This window comes from Streptomyces litchfieldiae (assembly GCF_031845365.1).
Taxonomy (GTDB): Bacteria; Actinomycetota; Actinomycetes; order Streptomycetales; family Streptomycetaceae; genus Streptomyces; species Streptomyces litchfieldiae.
Genome location: NZ_JAVREL010000034.1, coordinates 33,501 through 47,626, shown reverse-complemented (window position 1 = coordinate 47,626; position 14,126 = coordinate 33,501). Strand labels below are relative to the sequence as shown.

The window sequence follows — 14,126 nt, the reverse complement described above, 5'->3', positions numbered from 1 at the left end:
GCAGCGGGGTCGATAGCGAGAGGTCTAATCCATTCTGGGAAGGGCCCCCGTGGAATACGGCCCTCATTTATTTACCATAATTAGTCGGATGTAGGAGTCATTAGTAAATCGCAGCTCCATGATATTTTCCCCTGCCTGTGGGCCGTCCTTTGGGGGCGGACATAGAACTAGGCGACCCGGATGGTCGTCAATTCTGCGGATCTTACTGATGTGCCGCTTGTCGAATGCTAAGGCAACCACGTACGAGGAGCCTTGTTGCTTCCACAGCTCCACCTCGCCGGGGGCAATCACTGCATGGAGGGACTCACCGAAGAGCGAATTAATCTCGTCTGGCGTTTTCCCGTCAGCGTCAAATTCGGCGCTACTCGGCTGATTGTCACCTTTGCCGTAGATCAATCCCGCATCGAGCAGGCGAACGCTTATCACCGAGAGTATGGTGACCCTTTCTTGGCTGTGACTATTGTGGGCTAGGGTAACCTTGGCCCGCCTGCGTTCAGGAATCGCAACCTCACGAATATAACTAACAACCCCGACAGCAATTCGAGCCAATATCCAAAGAAGAAATGCGGCGCCGAATCCAGAGATGACGAGGATGTAGGAAGTAACTCCTGCAAGACCGAAGATCACATAGGCTAGTATCGCCCCAACGACGCCCACCCAGATCATCCCGGTACAATCCCTGCCGCTAGCGGAGCGCGGATAACTGCCCGCTGCCTGATTCTATGCACGCTTCCGTGTTCTCCCCTTTTCTCCGCGCTCATTTTTCCTCGACTAGCGGAATGACAGTGGCGGCGAATGCTTGGTCCGCTTCTGGTGGCGCCTGCGTCCACTGGTCGGTCACCTCCCATTCGCTTTTCGCCAGGGCCCGGGTCGCTGCTTCCGGGTCGAATGGCTCGTCGGGTCCGGTGTCGGTGCAGTAGCCCAGCGGGCCCCTGGTCCGGATCGTCGATAAACACGTGCCAGTCGGTGTCGTCCTCCGCCCGCACGGTCAACTCCTCAGCCATACCTGCATCTTCGCCCGCAGCCGTCGGCCCCACCGGCAGTTCGCCAGAACTCACCCACCCGGGGCAGGCGGCCGGCACGCCGAGCACGGCACGGCGCCGCGGCCCGGCGCACCGCCTCGGCCGCCGCGGCCCGGGTGGTGCCGGCCGGGGCGGCGCAGTCCCCGCGATGCACCACCAGGACGTCGTTGCCCTCGCCGCCGACGGTGGCTTCCTCGAGGAGCCACCGCGGGGTTCGGTCGGGTCGGTCGGTGGGCACCTCGCCGTAGTCCTGGCCTGCCAGGGGCGTGCAGACGTGGGCCGGGGCCCAGACCTCCACCGGTACCGGCTCGGCCAGCACACGGCCGTCTGACAGCCGCGCAGCGCCCCACAGCGGCACGGACACCAGATACCACCAGCCGCCGTCACCCGGGCCCGGCTCCAGCCGCCGGCGCCGCACCACCGCGTACAGCTCCTGCCCGTCCGGCAGCACCAGCTTCACCTGCGGCCCGTCAGCCGCGGGCAGTTGCTCACCGAGGATGTCGCCGCTCTCCACCAGGCCGACGCTACGCCCGCCCTCCGACGGGCCGGACCTGCCGCCCGCCCCACCCCGGCGTGACGCCGAACAACGGCCTCACAAAAGGGGTGTCGGCGTTTCCGCGGGCTGCTGGTCAAGGGGGTTCACCTGCGGTGACGGCCCGCTGTGGCCCGGCTCAGGGGGAAGGGGAGACGGAAGGGGAGAGGGTAGGGGAGACGGAAGGGCCGGCGTCTTGGACCCGAGGTGGTTGACCAGCCGCCCAGCCCTCCGAACCCGGCGCCCCATCCGGCGCCCCCCCACCCTGGCGCGACCCGACCACCACAGGCTCGCAAAGGGGTGTCAGGCTCCCGAAAACCCCACGGTCTAGCCGCTGACCTGCACAAACAGGGTGCCGTTCCCAGCGGTAGCCGGACGTGGTTTCGGACGTGGAACCGGACGTGGTTCTGGAAGGGCCGCGAAAGCTCGCCACCGGAGGCTTGACGCCCGCCCCACAAGAGCGGTTGACGTGCAGGTCAGAGGCCATAGCAGGCCCACACGCGGTCGGCGGCCCGGCCTGCACGCCGTCCCGGGCCGCCGGAGAACACGCAGATGGTTGACCAGCGTCACGTGAGCAGGTCCGCCTCGGAGGGCAGGTCGGCCAGCGGCGACGGCTGCCCCGGCGGGGTGGCACGGACGGCCTCCCAGTCGAGGCCCGCCTCGGCGAGCCACCCGGGCAGAACGGTCAGGTCGCCGGCGCGGTAGAGCGACACCCACGTGCGGAACCGGCCGCGGACCCTCTCGACGGGGCGCAGGAGACCGGTGCGGATCAGATGGTCGACGTCGACGGGCCGGATGCGGAGGTGGACGGCGGCCTGGTCGCGGGTGAGGAGCCGGCCGTCGCGCTCGGCCCGTTCCAACGCCGCCAGGTCCTCGAACTCGTCGACGGCGAGGCCGCAGTACAACGGCCGCCCCTTGTACTCACCGACAATCGGGAGGGCCTCGGCACGGCCGAGCTCTGAGACGGCATCCGAGCTGACAGGACGGCCGAGACGCTCCTGAAGGACCTCAGCCGAGCGGACCGCGCCGAGATCGGGCTGGTCACCCACCCGGGCGAGGATCTCCTCACGCCGCTGCCGCGCGGCCTCGAAAACGCCGGCGGACCACCGGCCGCCGGCCAGATCGGCCCCCGGGACCAGGCCCAGACGCAGCGCCCGGTCGAACTGGAACTGCTCGATCCCCAGCCGGTTCGGGAACTGGACCGGGCCATAGGTGAGTGCGCGGGTACTCATGGACATCCCCTTTCGTCGTGCTCGTGATGGACGCGGGCACCGCGGCGCCCCCGGGGCAAGCCGGGCGCCTCGCCGGGTATGCCCGCCGGGCCGCCCGGAACCGGAATGCGGCCAGGGCCAGGCCCGTCAGTACCGGTGCCCAGGCCGCGAACTCCTCCCCCCGGGCACCGTACCGACGCCATGCACGCCGGGAATGCCAACTCCCGTGACAGGTATGGCAATCAGCCGAAAACTGAGGGCGTGAACCAGCAGCCACGCGCCCCGGCACACAAACCGTGCCGGGGCACCAAGGGCGGTCAGATTTCGATGGCACGGCGCACCGCCGACGAAAACATCCACAGCCGCCTGATGAAGGGCGCCTCGGCCTCCGGCACGACGGATATGCCGGGGACCGAGGCGGTCTTGCCGATCAGGCCCGCGTTCGAGCGCTCCCGACCAGTGACCTAGCGGGTCTGGATCCACACCGCCAGCAGACCGACCACGGCCGTGCCAGCCGCGTAACTCGCACCCCGCAGGAACTCATGCGCCGCGACCTCGCGACGGCGTGCCACCCACCGCCCAGTCCGGCGCACCACACGTCCGCACCGCTCGCGCAGATCTAATCTGGGCCTACCATGCATTCCGTGTCCTCGTCCTCTCTGTTCTCCGATTGACGGGCACGACGAAGGGGAGCCCACGAACCCGAGTGGCCTAGGAACCGGGGTTTGTGCGGCTCCCTCCGTCGTGAAGAGAGTGTATGAGGGGCTGCCGCCAACCATCCGCGCCCGAACTCAGCCGCGCGGATCGGGATTTCCCAATTCTGCTCACCAGATCTCGCTACTTCTCACTTCATCCCAGCCCGTCCATAGCCCAGAACCCATCGGGCAGTGATGAGCACCACACCCCTCCAGTGACGTACGCGGCCCTGCCAACTCATCCGCAGCCATGAGGGCAGGCGATCCTCCGGTCGGCCCAGACCGCGAACAGCGAGGTACCCAGCAGGCCGCCACCTGCGCATTCCGCGCACGACAGACGCGAAGAGAACACCCTCGCGCCCCCTCGCCGAACTCACCGCCGAGGAGCATCCGCCTCACCGAGTTGAACTTCATTCGTGTTCTGGCGCCCGAAGTCGCGCACTTGCGCGATCTTAAGCAGGACAACTACCGCTTGGTGAACAGAAGCTCGCGCTTCACCGCAGCAGCGGTCAGGCTGCACTCCTCGGGCGTACCCGAGTCCGGGTACACACAGGAAGGGCCGATCTCGCCCGCCACCTGGGCGCTGTCGGGCCGCTGGGGCTACCCGTCTAACGGGCAGCCACGAAGGAAGCCTCCAGGGTGAGGCGAAAAGGCGACGGGGAACACCCCGGCCCCGGCGCGAGGCTTGCCGGGGCCGGGGTGCCGGTCGAGAGCCGGTCAGATGCCGAAGCCGATCGAGGCAACGTGGGAGTAGGCGTCGTAGTCGCTGCCGATGTCGGTGATGATCTCGTCCCAGGCGATGTCGAGCATCTCGCCGTCCTCGTCGATCCACGCCTGGATGATGTCGTCCCAGATCCGGTGACCGCGGACCGTCATTCGCCGCACGGGGATGTCCCGGACGCGCGTCGGGTTCTGCGCCTGGACCTGGGATTGGTCGACCGGGTGGATCTCGATCCGGGTCCCGCGTTCGGCGAGACGGCGTGCCCATTCGACGCCGAGGTTCCGGCGGCGCAGATCCCAATAGGCCGCGTCGATTTTCTGGAGGTTCGCGCGGCGCGGCTTCTGCTTTTTCTCCACCCACGCGTCGATGGTGCGCTGCCGGGCCGTAATCCCCGCACGGCGCATGGATTCCATTCCGGCCGGGGACCGGGTGAGGTATCGCAGGCGGGCGGCCAGGCCGCGTGCCGAGTCGACCGGGGACTTGATTCCGGTGACCTGGCGGTCCATCTCCCGTCCCAGCGCCACCCAGCCGGGCACGCCTCGGGCGCCGTAGAAGCCGAAGTTATTCCAGCGTCCGGCCATCAGTTACCGCTCCCGATCGTGTATTCGTTCTTGAGCTTCACCTCGGTGAGCTTCCGGCCCTCGGTGAACACCGCGCGCCAGTCGCCGCCGGTGACGTGGAGCTCGTCGGTGCCCATCATCCGCACCAGCGTCAGCCCGGCCTGGTGCGCCTTCCACGCCTTCAGCCACAGATTCGCGAACGCCTGGGAGCGGATGATGTGCATCCAGTCCGGCCGCCGCATCTCCCGGTTCGCCGACGACTCCCCGATCGTGGACACGAACTTGGAGTACATCGCCTTGACGTACTCAAGGGTGACGGTGTCGCCGCTCTCGATCGCGGCCTCGCGCGCTGCGGCCATCTCGCGGCGGAACCGCTCCAGCAGCGCCTCCGACGAACCGCTCGTCCAGGACTCGTGGATCACCGGCGGCGCGCACAGCCCCACCTTCGGGCCGGACAGCCGGATCAGCAGACGCAGCGTCGGGTCGGTGACCCACAACGGGCCCGGCTCCTCGCGGTTGCCGAGCGGGCTGGGCAGGTCCTCGTGGGCCCACTCCGGCGGCGTGATCAGATAGACCCCCGACCGCTTGCGGTCGTACTCGCCCGTGGCGCAGTGGCGCGGCGCGCCGATCGGCAGGTGGGTCTTCAGCGCCGAGAGGTAGGCGCCGTTGACATCCAGCGCGGTGACAGTGCGGGCCGGACCGGACTCGACGCGGCGGTTGCGCCACTTCGGGCGGCCCTCCCAGATGGCGTCGGCCCCGTCCCTCGACGGCTTCTTCAGCACCGGGACGTCATCGGTGTTGATGTAGTTCGTGAAGTCGTAAGTCGAGCCGACGCGGGTGGAGTTCAGCAGAGCCATGCCGTCCGGGACCGCCCGCCTGACCAGCACCGCGAGAGCCGCCTCGACGTCCCCGCCGTTGTCCTCCAAGGCCTTGGCCACGTTCCGCGCAATCAGGCCGCCGCTGTCCTCCCTCGGCCGCTCCGCACGCGCCGGCACCGGCACGGACGGCACGGAACGCGCGACCGGGACCGGGGCCGCGGCGGCGGACGACTCCTGGACACCGGCGTCCAGGAGCTCGGTAGGCGGGGTGCCCATCCCGGTCAGACACAGCCCGCCCATGTGCTGCGGCCGACCACCACCGCGATACGGAGTCGGCCGCCCGCACAGCACACACGGCTCCGCCGGGCCCGTCACCAACTCCCCGCGCTCCCGGTCCGGCTCCACCACCAGCGGCGGAACAGCGGTCGGCGGGGCAACCGGCGCGGCTGTGACCGGTCCAGACGGCCCGTCAGCGGCGCTGTGCGGGCCCGGGACGGGAACGCCGGGCCCGGGCGCCACCCGCGCGGCCTCGGACGCCTGTACGGGCCGCTCAGCGGCCGGGGCAGGCTGCTCCGGCGCCGGGGCCGGGTAGCGGACGGCCAGCCCCTCCAACAGACGCGCATACGCCGCACGCAGCGCCCCCTGCGGCTCCGACCGGCCCGACTCCCACCCGGCCACCGTGCCGGGAGTGACGCCCAGTGCGCCGGCGACCTCCGGACGGGACAGATGCGCGGCCTCGCGCAGACGCACCCGTTCGGCGGGCTCGGGCAGATCACGCGGCTGGGCCAGCAACGCGTCGACCGCGGCGAACAACTGCTCCTGGCCGTGCTCGGGCATCGATCGCTCTCCCGTTGCCTTGGTCATGACTTGCTCCCCCGCCGTGTCGCGGCGCCTGCCACCAGGCGCTCCGGGCGGTGCAGATGGGCACTGATCGCACACTGGCCACACAGCCCGTGGTCGGCGACTGCATCGATGGCTCGGCCGCATGGGGCACCGTCCCATCCCGGGCACGGGTCCGTCTCCGACTCGGTCAGGTGCGGCAGTTCCGTGGCCGGGGCCTGCGGCGGCGCTTCCGGCTCGACCACCGGCGGCACGCCCGTCAGGCCGAGGTCCTGCGGCGGGATAAACGGGCGCCAGCCTCCGGGCGGGCCGACCTTCGCCGCCGCCTTCAGACGCCCGGCGATGATCGCGCCCACGCTGGTGTGGATCTCCTTCGGCAGGGGCTGGCCGGTGACGATCTGCATGATCTGTGCCCGGGTCCATCCAGCGTCCCGCATCCCGGTGATGATCCGGCCCTGATCGACCAGCGTCTGGCCCCACACGGCGAACTCGGGGCGCTCCCGTCCGATGTCCAGCAGCAGCAGGACCCCGGACGTCTTCTCAATGTTGCCCGCGTCCGACGCCACTGGCGGCACGGCGTCAGGAGAAGCCGCCGCCCTGCTGGCCTGCTGCTCGTGGACCTCTTCGCCGACGACATCTTGCCGTCCGTCCGTCCGTCCGTCCGTGGGCTGAGGCGAGTGCTCGGACGGACGGATGGACGGGGGGGTGTTACCGGGGGGGTTATAGGGACGGTTTGGGGGACTGAGAGTCCCCCCCCCGGGGACTGAGAGTCCCCCCCCCGGGGACTGAGAGTCCCCCCCCCGGGGGACTGAGAGTCCCCCCCCCTCCGAATGGGCGACCGGGGACTGAGAGTCCCCCCTCTGCTCCTCCCGCCCCACCGGGAGCTCATGCTGAACAGGGCCGACCGGAGCCCGCTTCTTCCCCCGAGACCTGCCCTTGTCGCTGCGCTCGGTCCTCGGCGGAGCCGGCCTGAGCGGCGGCCGCGACTGTTCCGTCAGCGGCGGCAGGCCCCGCTGCTCCCGCTCGCTGTTGACCCGAGCCAGACGCTCCGGCCCGTACCAGGAGGCCGGGATCAGCAAGTCGTAGACCTTCGGCCGCACATGACGCGGGATGTACCGGGCGGCCTGCTGGTCGCCCAGAGCGATCACCCCGCGTTCCCTCAGGCTGGCCAGCTTCCGCTGCACGGTCTTCTTGTCGCACAACGCGACCCGGGCCATGGTCGTCTGCGACGGAAACGCCTCACAGCCGTCAGGACCGGCCCGGTCCCCCAGCGCCGCGAGAATCAGACGCTCCGTCGTGTCGGCCGCAGGCGAGTCATGCATCGCCCACAGCATCGCTTCGATACTCACCGGCCCACCCCCAGCTCCTGGAGGCGCGCGGCGCAGCGGCGGACGACGGGACGGGGCAGTCGGACAGGGCCGGGCCGGCCGGAACGGCGGGCACCGGCGCGGGTGCGCAGATTTTTCCCATTCACGCCCGGTCCATGGAGTACGGGGAGGGCGTTTGTGACAGGGGTCGGGCAAAAATCTTGATTCTGGTGGCTCACACCCGATAGAGGTGTCGGTTCTTCGATCCGTGTGACGGGGATCGAAGCCCGTGTTCGAGTCGGCTGGCGATGCAGCTGGACTGGCGGGCCCGCCGCGTTCGAGCGGCGGGGGTGGAGCGGGTGGTACACGTGGGTCCCCAGGGGTTGGGGAGCCGCGAAGCAGTGCGGCGACCAGCCGGAACGGGCCAGTATGAGCCGGTTGGCGGACCGAGAGCGTGCTATGCAGCACGGGGAGGGTCCCCTTATCCTGTTGTCCAGGTGACCGTCCCGCGTGGCGGTACGCCGGCAGTCACCGACTGCTTCACGACTCAGGTTGCTAGGCCAGTGAGTCGCAGAGATGGCCGTTCCTGTTGTGGCGACAGGGGCGGCCATCGGCCATTTCAGGGAGGCTTCGCGGTGGCGGGGGTCATGACGGGCTCCGTTCGTGGTCGGCGATCAGGCGGTCAGCGGAAGCCCGTGGGCCTGCCGCAGCTCCGCGACCCGTTCGGCTGGCAGCGCTGCCATCGTCTCGGTCGGCCCAGCGACCAGGCAGTCCACCGGGATGCCCCAGTGATCCGCCAGCCCACCGAGCTCCGCGAGAGTCCAGGGAGTGACGCCGCGCTGCCGCCGCCCGACCAGGGCAGTGCTCAGCCCGAGCACTTCACCAAGCCCGGTCAGCGTCTCGCCGGTCGCGTTCATAACCACCGCGACGCTGGCCCGCACCGTGGCCTCAACCCGGTGCCCCCGCACTCCCATGTGATCTCCGTGTGACAAGTGATGGCGATGTTGTTCCGCGACTATACGTGAAGTATAGGAGTTAGTCGATCTTCGACGCAGACAGCCGACGACCTCTCGGTAGAGTGCGACGCCGTGCCCCTCGCCCTCTTCGACCTGGACAACACCCTGGTCGACCGTCGGCGCGCCTTCCCGGCCGCCGTCGCCGACTTCTGCCGCACGCTCGGCTACGGTGCCGAGATCGAGGCATGGATGCACGCCGAACTCGCCGCCCGGGCCGCGCCCGATGACCTGGCCCGCATGCGCCGGACCTTCGACCTCAGCGAACCGGCCGCCAGCCTCTGGACCGCGTACGTCGATCGGATGGCGGCCGCCATCACCTGCCGTCCGGCCGTGCGCGAGGCCCTGGCCGGCCTGCGCGCCTCCGGCTGGACGCTCGGTGTCGTCACCAACGGGGCCAGCGACATCCAGCGCGCCAAGCTGCGCGCGGCCGGCCTCGCCGAGCTGGTCGACGGCGTCGCCGTCTCCGGCGACATCGACGCCCGCAAGCCCGACGCCAAGCTGTTCCGGCTGGCAGCCGACCGATGCCGTGCTGACCTGGTCGGGGCGACCATGACCGGCGACGACCCGATCGGGGACATCGGCGGCGGGCACGCCGCCGGCCTGCGCACCATCTGGCTGCGCGGCCGCCCCTGGCCCGCCGAGATCACGGCGCCGCACCACACCGTGGACGACGTCCTGGACGCCGTCGCTATCCTGCTCGACACCCGCCAGGAGTAGCCCCGTGGACCACCCGACCGTCGCCGTCCTGCACCCGGGCAGCATGGGCGCCGCCGTCGCCAGCTGCGCCGCGACGAACGCCGCGCACGTGTTGTGGTGCCCGGCCGGGCGCAGCCCAGCGACCGCCGCCCGCGCCCAGCTGCACGGCCTGGAGCCGGTCGCCGACCTCAAGCAGATGCTCGCCCGCGCCGACGTGCTGCTCAGCCTGTGCCCGCCCGTAGCCGCCGAGGACGTCGCCGGCGACATCGCCGAACTCCGCTTCACCGGCCTGTACGTGGAGGCCAACGCCATCGCCCCCGAGCGCGTGCAGCGGATCGCCGCACGGCTGCCGCGGGCCCGCGCGGTCGTCGACGCCGCCGTCGTCGGCTCGCCGCCGACCGGCGGGAAGGTAGCGACGCTGTACCTGTCCGGCCCGGCCAGCGCGGCCGACGAGATCGAGGAGCTCTTCGCTGGCACGGCGGTGCGCACCCGCGTGCTCGGCGCCGAGCTCGGGCAGGCGTCCGCACTCAAACTCGCGTACAGCACCTTCCAGAAGGTCAGTCGGCTGCTCGCCGCGCTGTCCCTCGGGGTGGCACGCGAGCACGACGTCGACCAGGAGCTGCTCGCCATCGCCTCGCGGCGCGCCGGCACGTACCTCGCCGAACCCGAGTACGTCGCCAAGACGGCGAGTAGGGCGTGGCGGTGGGGCCCGGAAATGGAGGAAGCAGCCGCCACGCTGGCCGCGGCCGGGCTGCCGGACGACGTGCTGCGCGCGGCCGCGCGGACGCTGGAGCGGTGGCACGACTGCAAGGACGACGGCGAGCTCACGCTCGACACCGCCCTTGACCGGCTCGCCCGCCCGTAGCTCACGTTCAAGCCGACGCCGCTCCCGCCCGCTCCTTGAGCAGCTGGTCGATACGCCGCGCCGCGTCGGCCGGCTCGGTGACGGTGGTCTCCACCCGCAGGTCCCACGCGAACGGATCGCGCTCCAGGTCCTGCTCGGTCGCGTCCCAAGCCGCCAGGCGAGCGTCCGTGTCGACGTCGCCCCGGGCGGTCGACCGGGCGGCAGTGACCTCCCTCGGGCACCACAGCAGAACGGACAGCCAGGCCGCCGGGTAGCCGGCCACCAGCGCGCGGACGCCCGCGACCTGCCCGAGGTGCACCACCGGCACCCCGGCCGCGCACGCCTCATCCAGGCCCGGCCGGTCGATCACGTACACCGCGTTGTACCGGCGGTTGGCGTAGATGACGTCGCCTGCGGCCTCCAGCGCCGCCAGCCGCTCCGCCGAGCTCATCCGGTACCCCGCTGTCCGACCGGGGCCGGCCTTCAGCCGCGCGAACGGCACGTAACTGCAACCGAGTTCACCGAGCGCGGCCGTGACGGTGTCCTTCCCCGCAGCCGGCGGCCCGTAGAGGACGACGCCCTGGCGCTCGATCATGCGGCCACCGCCCCGAGCGCGAGCCGGGCCTGGTCGGCCAACGAGATCGCCGCGCCCATCCGGTTGTCGACCACCAGGTGCGGCACCGCGGGCCGCAGCTCCGCGTCTACCGTCGCCAGGTACTCATCCCACCGCGCCAACTTCCACGCGTCGCGCGCCGCGCCCCGGTGGGAGATGTACTCGTGCATCGAGTCCGGGTCGCACTGCACCCAGATCGGCGCGACGTCGACGCCAGCGGCCGCGCACCGGTGGGTCAGCCGCTGCATCCAGCCCGCGTCGGAGAGTTCCGCGAGGAACGGCGCGGTCACCACCGTGCTGATCTGGCACGCGATGTTGGCGTGCACCGCCGCCATCAGGCTTGCGTACTCCACCGGCCGGACCTGCGTCCGGTACGTCTCGGTGTGCCGATCGTGTGCGTCCGACCCGAGCGCCTCCAGGAGCGCTTCCACCAGCGGCCGGGTGAGCGGGTCCTTGTCCAACAGCGGCCAGCCGGTCAGCTGCGTGAGGAACCTCGCGAACTCGGTCTTCCCGCTGCCCGCATAGCCGCCGACCAGGACTACGACGGGCCGGTGCGGATCGCCTCCGGTGTGCCTGCGCTTCCAGGCGTCCATCACCCGCTGCTGCATGCCCAGGTGGTCCACCTCATCGGTACCAGGCGCTATCCGCATCAGCGCCCGCTCCACCGCCAGGACGTGCTGACCGTTCCGCTGCTCCGGCAGTGGAGTCAGTATGAATTGCGATTCCTCACCCGGTAGAGGATTCCGAAATCCCAATTGGGGCTCAGTGGCCCGATAGAGCAGGCAGTAAGCGCGCCGATAATGCGGGCCGGGGAAAACTTCGCCCTGCTCATGCTGCCAAAGCGTCTGTGGATTCGCGGCGGGAATGCCCTTCAGCCGCGCCTGCTCGGCCACCGCCCGCAGTCGCTCCCCTGCTTCTTCCAGGGTCAGACCGTGCGCTTCCCGCTGCTCACGCAGCCGCTCCGGTCGCCATCCCGCCCTGTCCCTGCTCACCGTTGGGTCCTCCGTTGCCATGGCCGGGAGCTTAAGTCACTCCGCCCAAAACTCATGTGTACGTGGATGTTGAAAACGTGTGTATAGGGCCGTGCACGAGTCTCGACAAGCACTTGTGATTCTCCGTCAGGCTCTCAGCCGCTGTGATTACTCCCACAGGCGCTACCGGGGAGGTGATCGCGTTGGACTCAGGCATCGAACTCGTAGTCCAGGATGTAGGCGGCGCTGTCTGCGACCATCGCGTTGATTTCCACAGCCTTGCCGTCGGCGTCGAAAGCGGTGCGAACGATCCGAAGCACGGCTCGCTCCGGCGGCATCTTCAGCCGCTCGGCTTCTTCTTCGGTGGGCAGCTGGGCGCGGATGCTCTCGTTGAACCGAACCGGGGCGCGCCCGAGGTCGGCGAGGCGCGCATACACGCCCCCCGGGCCGGTGTCGGGAACGGCGATCGGCGTGCCATCGACCAGTCCGTTGTCGAACCAGCTCACGGCAAGGAGGACGGGCCGGCCGTCCAAGAGGTAGCGCCGCGATCGGGTGAGGGCCTCGCCCGGCTCGATCTCCAGCACCTCGGCGATGCGTGGCGGCGCGGTGGTCCGCTCGATGCGGAGCTGGTCGACGTCCAAGGCTCGGTTCTCGTCGGCCTCCCAGATGGACTTTCCGCTGCCCCACTGGTCGCGTGCGAGCCGAGTGATGCCCCGGCGGCGGATCGGGCGCCAGCTCTGGACGTAGAAGCCAGCGCCTCTTCGCGACTCGGCAATGCCCTGGCTGCGGAGCAGGTGCAGAGCTTGGCGCGCTGTCATCACGGCGACGTTGTAGCGCTCAGCCAGCACGTTCTCCCCAGGCAGTCGATCACCAGGGCCGTACTCCCCGCGGTCGATCGCAGCCTGCAAGTCCGCAGCGATACGCCGGTACTTGTGCCCTGCGGATCCCGTGTTGGGCGCCATGCCTCTCCTCTCCCGTACCTCGCTAGCGATCGTAGGGCTGTCGACGCCCTTGCCCCAGTCAGGGGCCTGCTCCGTTCGGGGAGAGGTTACATCGCTAGCGCACTATTGACTTCGCTAGCGCAGTCCCCTATACCTGAAGATACCTCGCTAGCGAGGTTCGCAGCTTCGGCTCTTACTCCGACGAAGGAGGGCGTCATGGACGGCACTACTCCGGCTCAGTTCCTCGCCGAACACGGCGACTTGGCTACTTGGACGGCCACGGACTTCGAGGTCTACGACCACCTGCTCACTGCCGCTCAGGCGGACCAGCTCGCCGAGGTGCTCGCCGAGCACTGCGTGGTCGACGGTCCGGCGCCGACGGTGGCCTGACCGGCTCGCCCCCAGCGCCACCAGGTCACCGCCTGGTGGCGCTGGAGGGGAGCCGGGCCTGGCAAGCCCGCCCCGTGGCCCCTCCGGTTCGAGGGGAAGTCGGGCCGCGACTGCGGCCGCGCAGAGCCCAACTCAACAGTGGACGAGGCCCTCGCGATTGGCCTCACTGGCGGGCCCCCAGGCATGGGCAGCCCACAACGCGCACCCCTCGGCGGGTCAGGGAGCGGCCAGGAACGCGTACTTCACGAATCACGGATGGAGGACAGACCAAGCCGCAGCCCTGCGCTGCCTGTCGCCACCGAAGCCGCTGCTCATCCGTAGTGCGGGCAGCGCGGTGGCGTGCAGGGGGCTTGCAGGACACCCCGGCCGGGCGACCGCCCGGTCATCGCTTGCGAGAGGAGATCGGTATGGACTGGCGCCACCAGGGCGTGTGCCGCGAGGAAGACCCCGAGCTGTTCTTCCCGATCGGCAACACCGGGCCCGCGCTGCTCCAGATCGAAGAGGCCAAGGCCGTGTGCCGGCGCTGCCCCGTCATGGAGCAGTGCTTGCAGTGGGCGATGGAGACCCGCCAGGAGCACGGTGTGTGGGGCGGGATGAGTGAGGACGAGCGGCGGGCCATGGCGCGGCGCGCGAAGCGCCGGGCGGCCGCCGACCGGGCCAAGACGGCCTGACCAGCCGGAAGAAGAAAAGCGGCAGGCCCAGGGATGCAGCCCCCGGGCCCGCCAAGGATCACGACGTCACATGGGAGATCAGCCGTGGACACCATCATCGCACCCCTGTGCCAGGCCGCAGTCACCAGCTTGACCCCCGAGCAGGAGGCGGAGCTCCGGCGGAAGGTCGCCGAGACCAACAAGCAGTCCCGCCAGAACGCGGAGATGCGCGGCGGCCGTTGACCGCCAGCTGGCATCGCCAGCACGACGCAACCCCTCGACGCTGCCCGGCCGGGCAG

Annotated in this window: 16 protein-coding genes and 1 pseudogene; 6 read left to right on the top strand and 11 right to left on the bottom strand. The window is 70.0% G+C overall.

What is annotated here, in order from left to right:
- Positions 1–63: 63 nt before the first annotated feature.
- The 3 genes from RM590_RS34120 to RM590_RS34110 all read right to left on the bottom strand — a co-directional run bounded on the left by RM590_RS34120 (position 64) and on the right by RM590_RS34110 (position 2,786).
- Positions 64–666: a hypothetical protein gene (locus tag RM590_RS34120; protein WP_311708692.1), complete on the bottom strand. Its 603-nt coding sequence runs from the start codon at positions 664–666 to the stop codon at positions 64–66.
- A gap of 330 nt (positions 667–996) precedes the next feature.
- A complete protein-coding gene (locus RM590_RS34115) occupies positions 997–1,536 on the bottom strand; it encodes a hypothetical protein (protein ID WP_311708691.1) in 540 nt (179 codons plus the stop codon).
- 584 nt (positions 1,537–2,120) lie between these two features.
- Positions 2,121–2,786 carry a hypothetical protein gene (locus RM590_RS34110; RefSeq protein WP_311708690.1) on the bottom strand — a complete coding sequence of 222 codons (666 nt, stop codon included), beginning with the start codon at positions 2,784–2,786 and terminating at the stop codon, positions 2,121–2,123.
- Positions 2,787–3,026: 240 nt separating this feature from the next.
- Between RM590_RS34110 and RM590_RS34105 the strand changes: the two genes are divergently transcribed.
- On the top strand, positions 3,027–3,233 hold the full coding sequence (locus RM590_RS34105; RefSeq protein ID WP_311708689.1) for a hypothetical protein: 207 nt from the start codon (positions 3,027–3,029) through the stop codon (positions 3,231–3,233).
- A 944-nt stretch (positions 3,234–4,177) separates the two neighbouring features.
- Here RM590_RS34105 and RM590_RS34100 read toward each other — a convergent pair.
- From RM590_RS34100 to RM590_RS34085, 5 genes and pseudogenes are all read right to left on the bottom strand, one after another.
- The gene (locus RM590_RS34100; RefSeq protein ID WP_311708688.1) at positions 4,178–4,762 is read right to left on the bottom strand and encodes a transcriptional regulator; all 585 of its coding nucleotides are present in this window, start codon (positions 4,760–4,762) and stop codon (positions 4,178–4,180) included.
- Positions 4,762–6,423, bottom strand: a complete 1,662-nt coding sequence (locus RM590_RS34095) for a helix-turn-helix domain-containing protein (RefSeq protein ID WP_311708687.1) — start codon at positions 6,421–6,423, stop codon at positions 4,762–4,764. The genes RM590_RS34100 and RM590_RS34095 overlap by 1 nt, the downstream gene beginning before the upstream one ends.
- Complete coding sequence (locus RM590_RS34090; protein ID WP_311708686.1) at positions 6,420–6,965, bottom strand: hypothetical protein; 546 nt, start codon at positions 6,963–6,965, stop codon at positions 6,420–6,422. Before RM590_RS34090 ends, RM590_RS34095 begins: the two co-directional genes overlap by 4 nt.
- Before the next feature lie 594 nt (positions 6,966–7,559).
- Positions 7,560–7,721 (bottom strand): annotated as a pseudogene (locus RM590_RS36140) (helix-turn-helix domain-containing protein); the annotation flags it as partial.
- 659 nt (positions 7,722–8,380) lie between these two features.
- Complete coding sequence (locus RM590_RS34085) at positions 8,381–8,680, bottom strand: helix-turn-helix domain-containing protein (protein ID WP_311708685.1); 300 nt, start codon at positions 8,678–8,680, stop codon at positions 8,381–8,383.
- Between the two features lie 114 nt (positions 8,681–8,794).
- Here RM590_RS34085 and RM590_RS34080 point away from each other — a divergent pair, with 114 nt between their 5' ends.
- Together RM590_RS34080 and RM590_RS34075 are read left to right on the top strand one after the other, a co-directional pair.
- Positions 8,795–9,439, top strand: coding sequence for an HAD family hydrolase (locus RM590_RS34080; RefSeq protein WP_311708684.1), 645 nt, complete (start codon positions 8,795–8,797; stop codon positions 9,437–9,439).
- 4 nt (positions 9,440–9,443) lie between these two features.
- Entirely contained in the window at positions 9,444–10,283 is an 840-nt protein-coding gene (locus tag RM590_RS34075; RefSeq protein WP_311708683.1) for an NAD(P)-dependent oxidoreductase, read from the top strand.
- 7 nt (positions 10,284–10,290) lie between these two features.
- On the opposite strand, the gene RM590_RS34070 is transcribed toward RM590_RS34075, so the two are convergent.
- The 3 genes from RM590_RS34070 to RM590_RS34060 form a co-directional block, all read right to left on the bottom strand.
- Entirely contained in the window at positions 10,291–10,857 is a 567-nt protein-coding gene (locus RM590_RS34070) for a phosphotransferase-like protein (protein ID WP_311708682.1), read from the bottom strand.
- The gene (locus RM590_RS34065; RefSeq protein WP_311708681.1) at positions 10,854–11,888 is read right to left on the bottom strand and encodes an AAA family ATPase; all 1,035 of its coding nucleotides are present in this window, start codon (positions 11,886–11,888) and stop codon (positions 10,854–10,856) included. The genes RM590_RS34070 and RM590_RS34065 overlap by 4 nt, the downstream gene beginning before the upstream one ends.
- A gap of 167 nt (positions 11,889–12,055) precedes the next feature.
- Positions 12,056–12,808 (bottom strand): GntR family transcriptional regulator, encoded by a 753-nt coding sequence (locus RM590_RS34060; RefSeq protein WP_311708680.1) that lies wholly within the window; start codon positions 12,806–12,808, stop codon positions 12,056–12,058.
- A 195-nt stretch (positions 12,809–13,003) separates the two neighbouring features.
- Between RM590_RS34060 and RM590_RS34055 the strand changes: the two genes are divergently transcribed.
- The 3 genes from RM590_RS34055 to RM590_RS34045 all read left to right on the top strand — a co-directional run bounded on the left by RM590_RS34055 (position 13,004) and on the right by RM590_RS34045 (position 14,070).
- Positions 13,004–13,177, top strand: a complete 174-nt coding sequence (locus RM590_RS34055; RefSeq protein ID WP_311708679.1) for a hypothetical protein — start codon at positions 13,004–13,006, stop codon at positions 13,175–13,177.
- Positions 13,178–13,584: 407 nt separating this feature from the next.
- Complete coding sequence (locus RM590_RS34050; RefSeq protein ID WP_311708678.1) at positions 13,585–13,848, top strand: WhiB family transcriptional regulator; 264 nt, start codon at positions 13,585–13,587, stop codon at positions 13,846–13,848.
- Positions 13,849–13,932: 84 nt separating this feature from the next.
- Positions 13,933–14,070 carry a hypothetical protein gene (locus tag RM590_RS34045; protein WP_311708677.1) on the top strand — a complete coding sequence of 46 codons (138 nt, stop codon included), beginning with the start codon at positions 13,933–13,935 and terminating at the stop codon, positions 14,068–14,070.
- Positions 14,071–14,126: the final 56 nt, after the last annotated feature.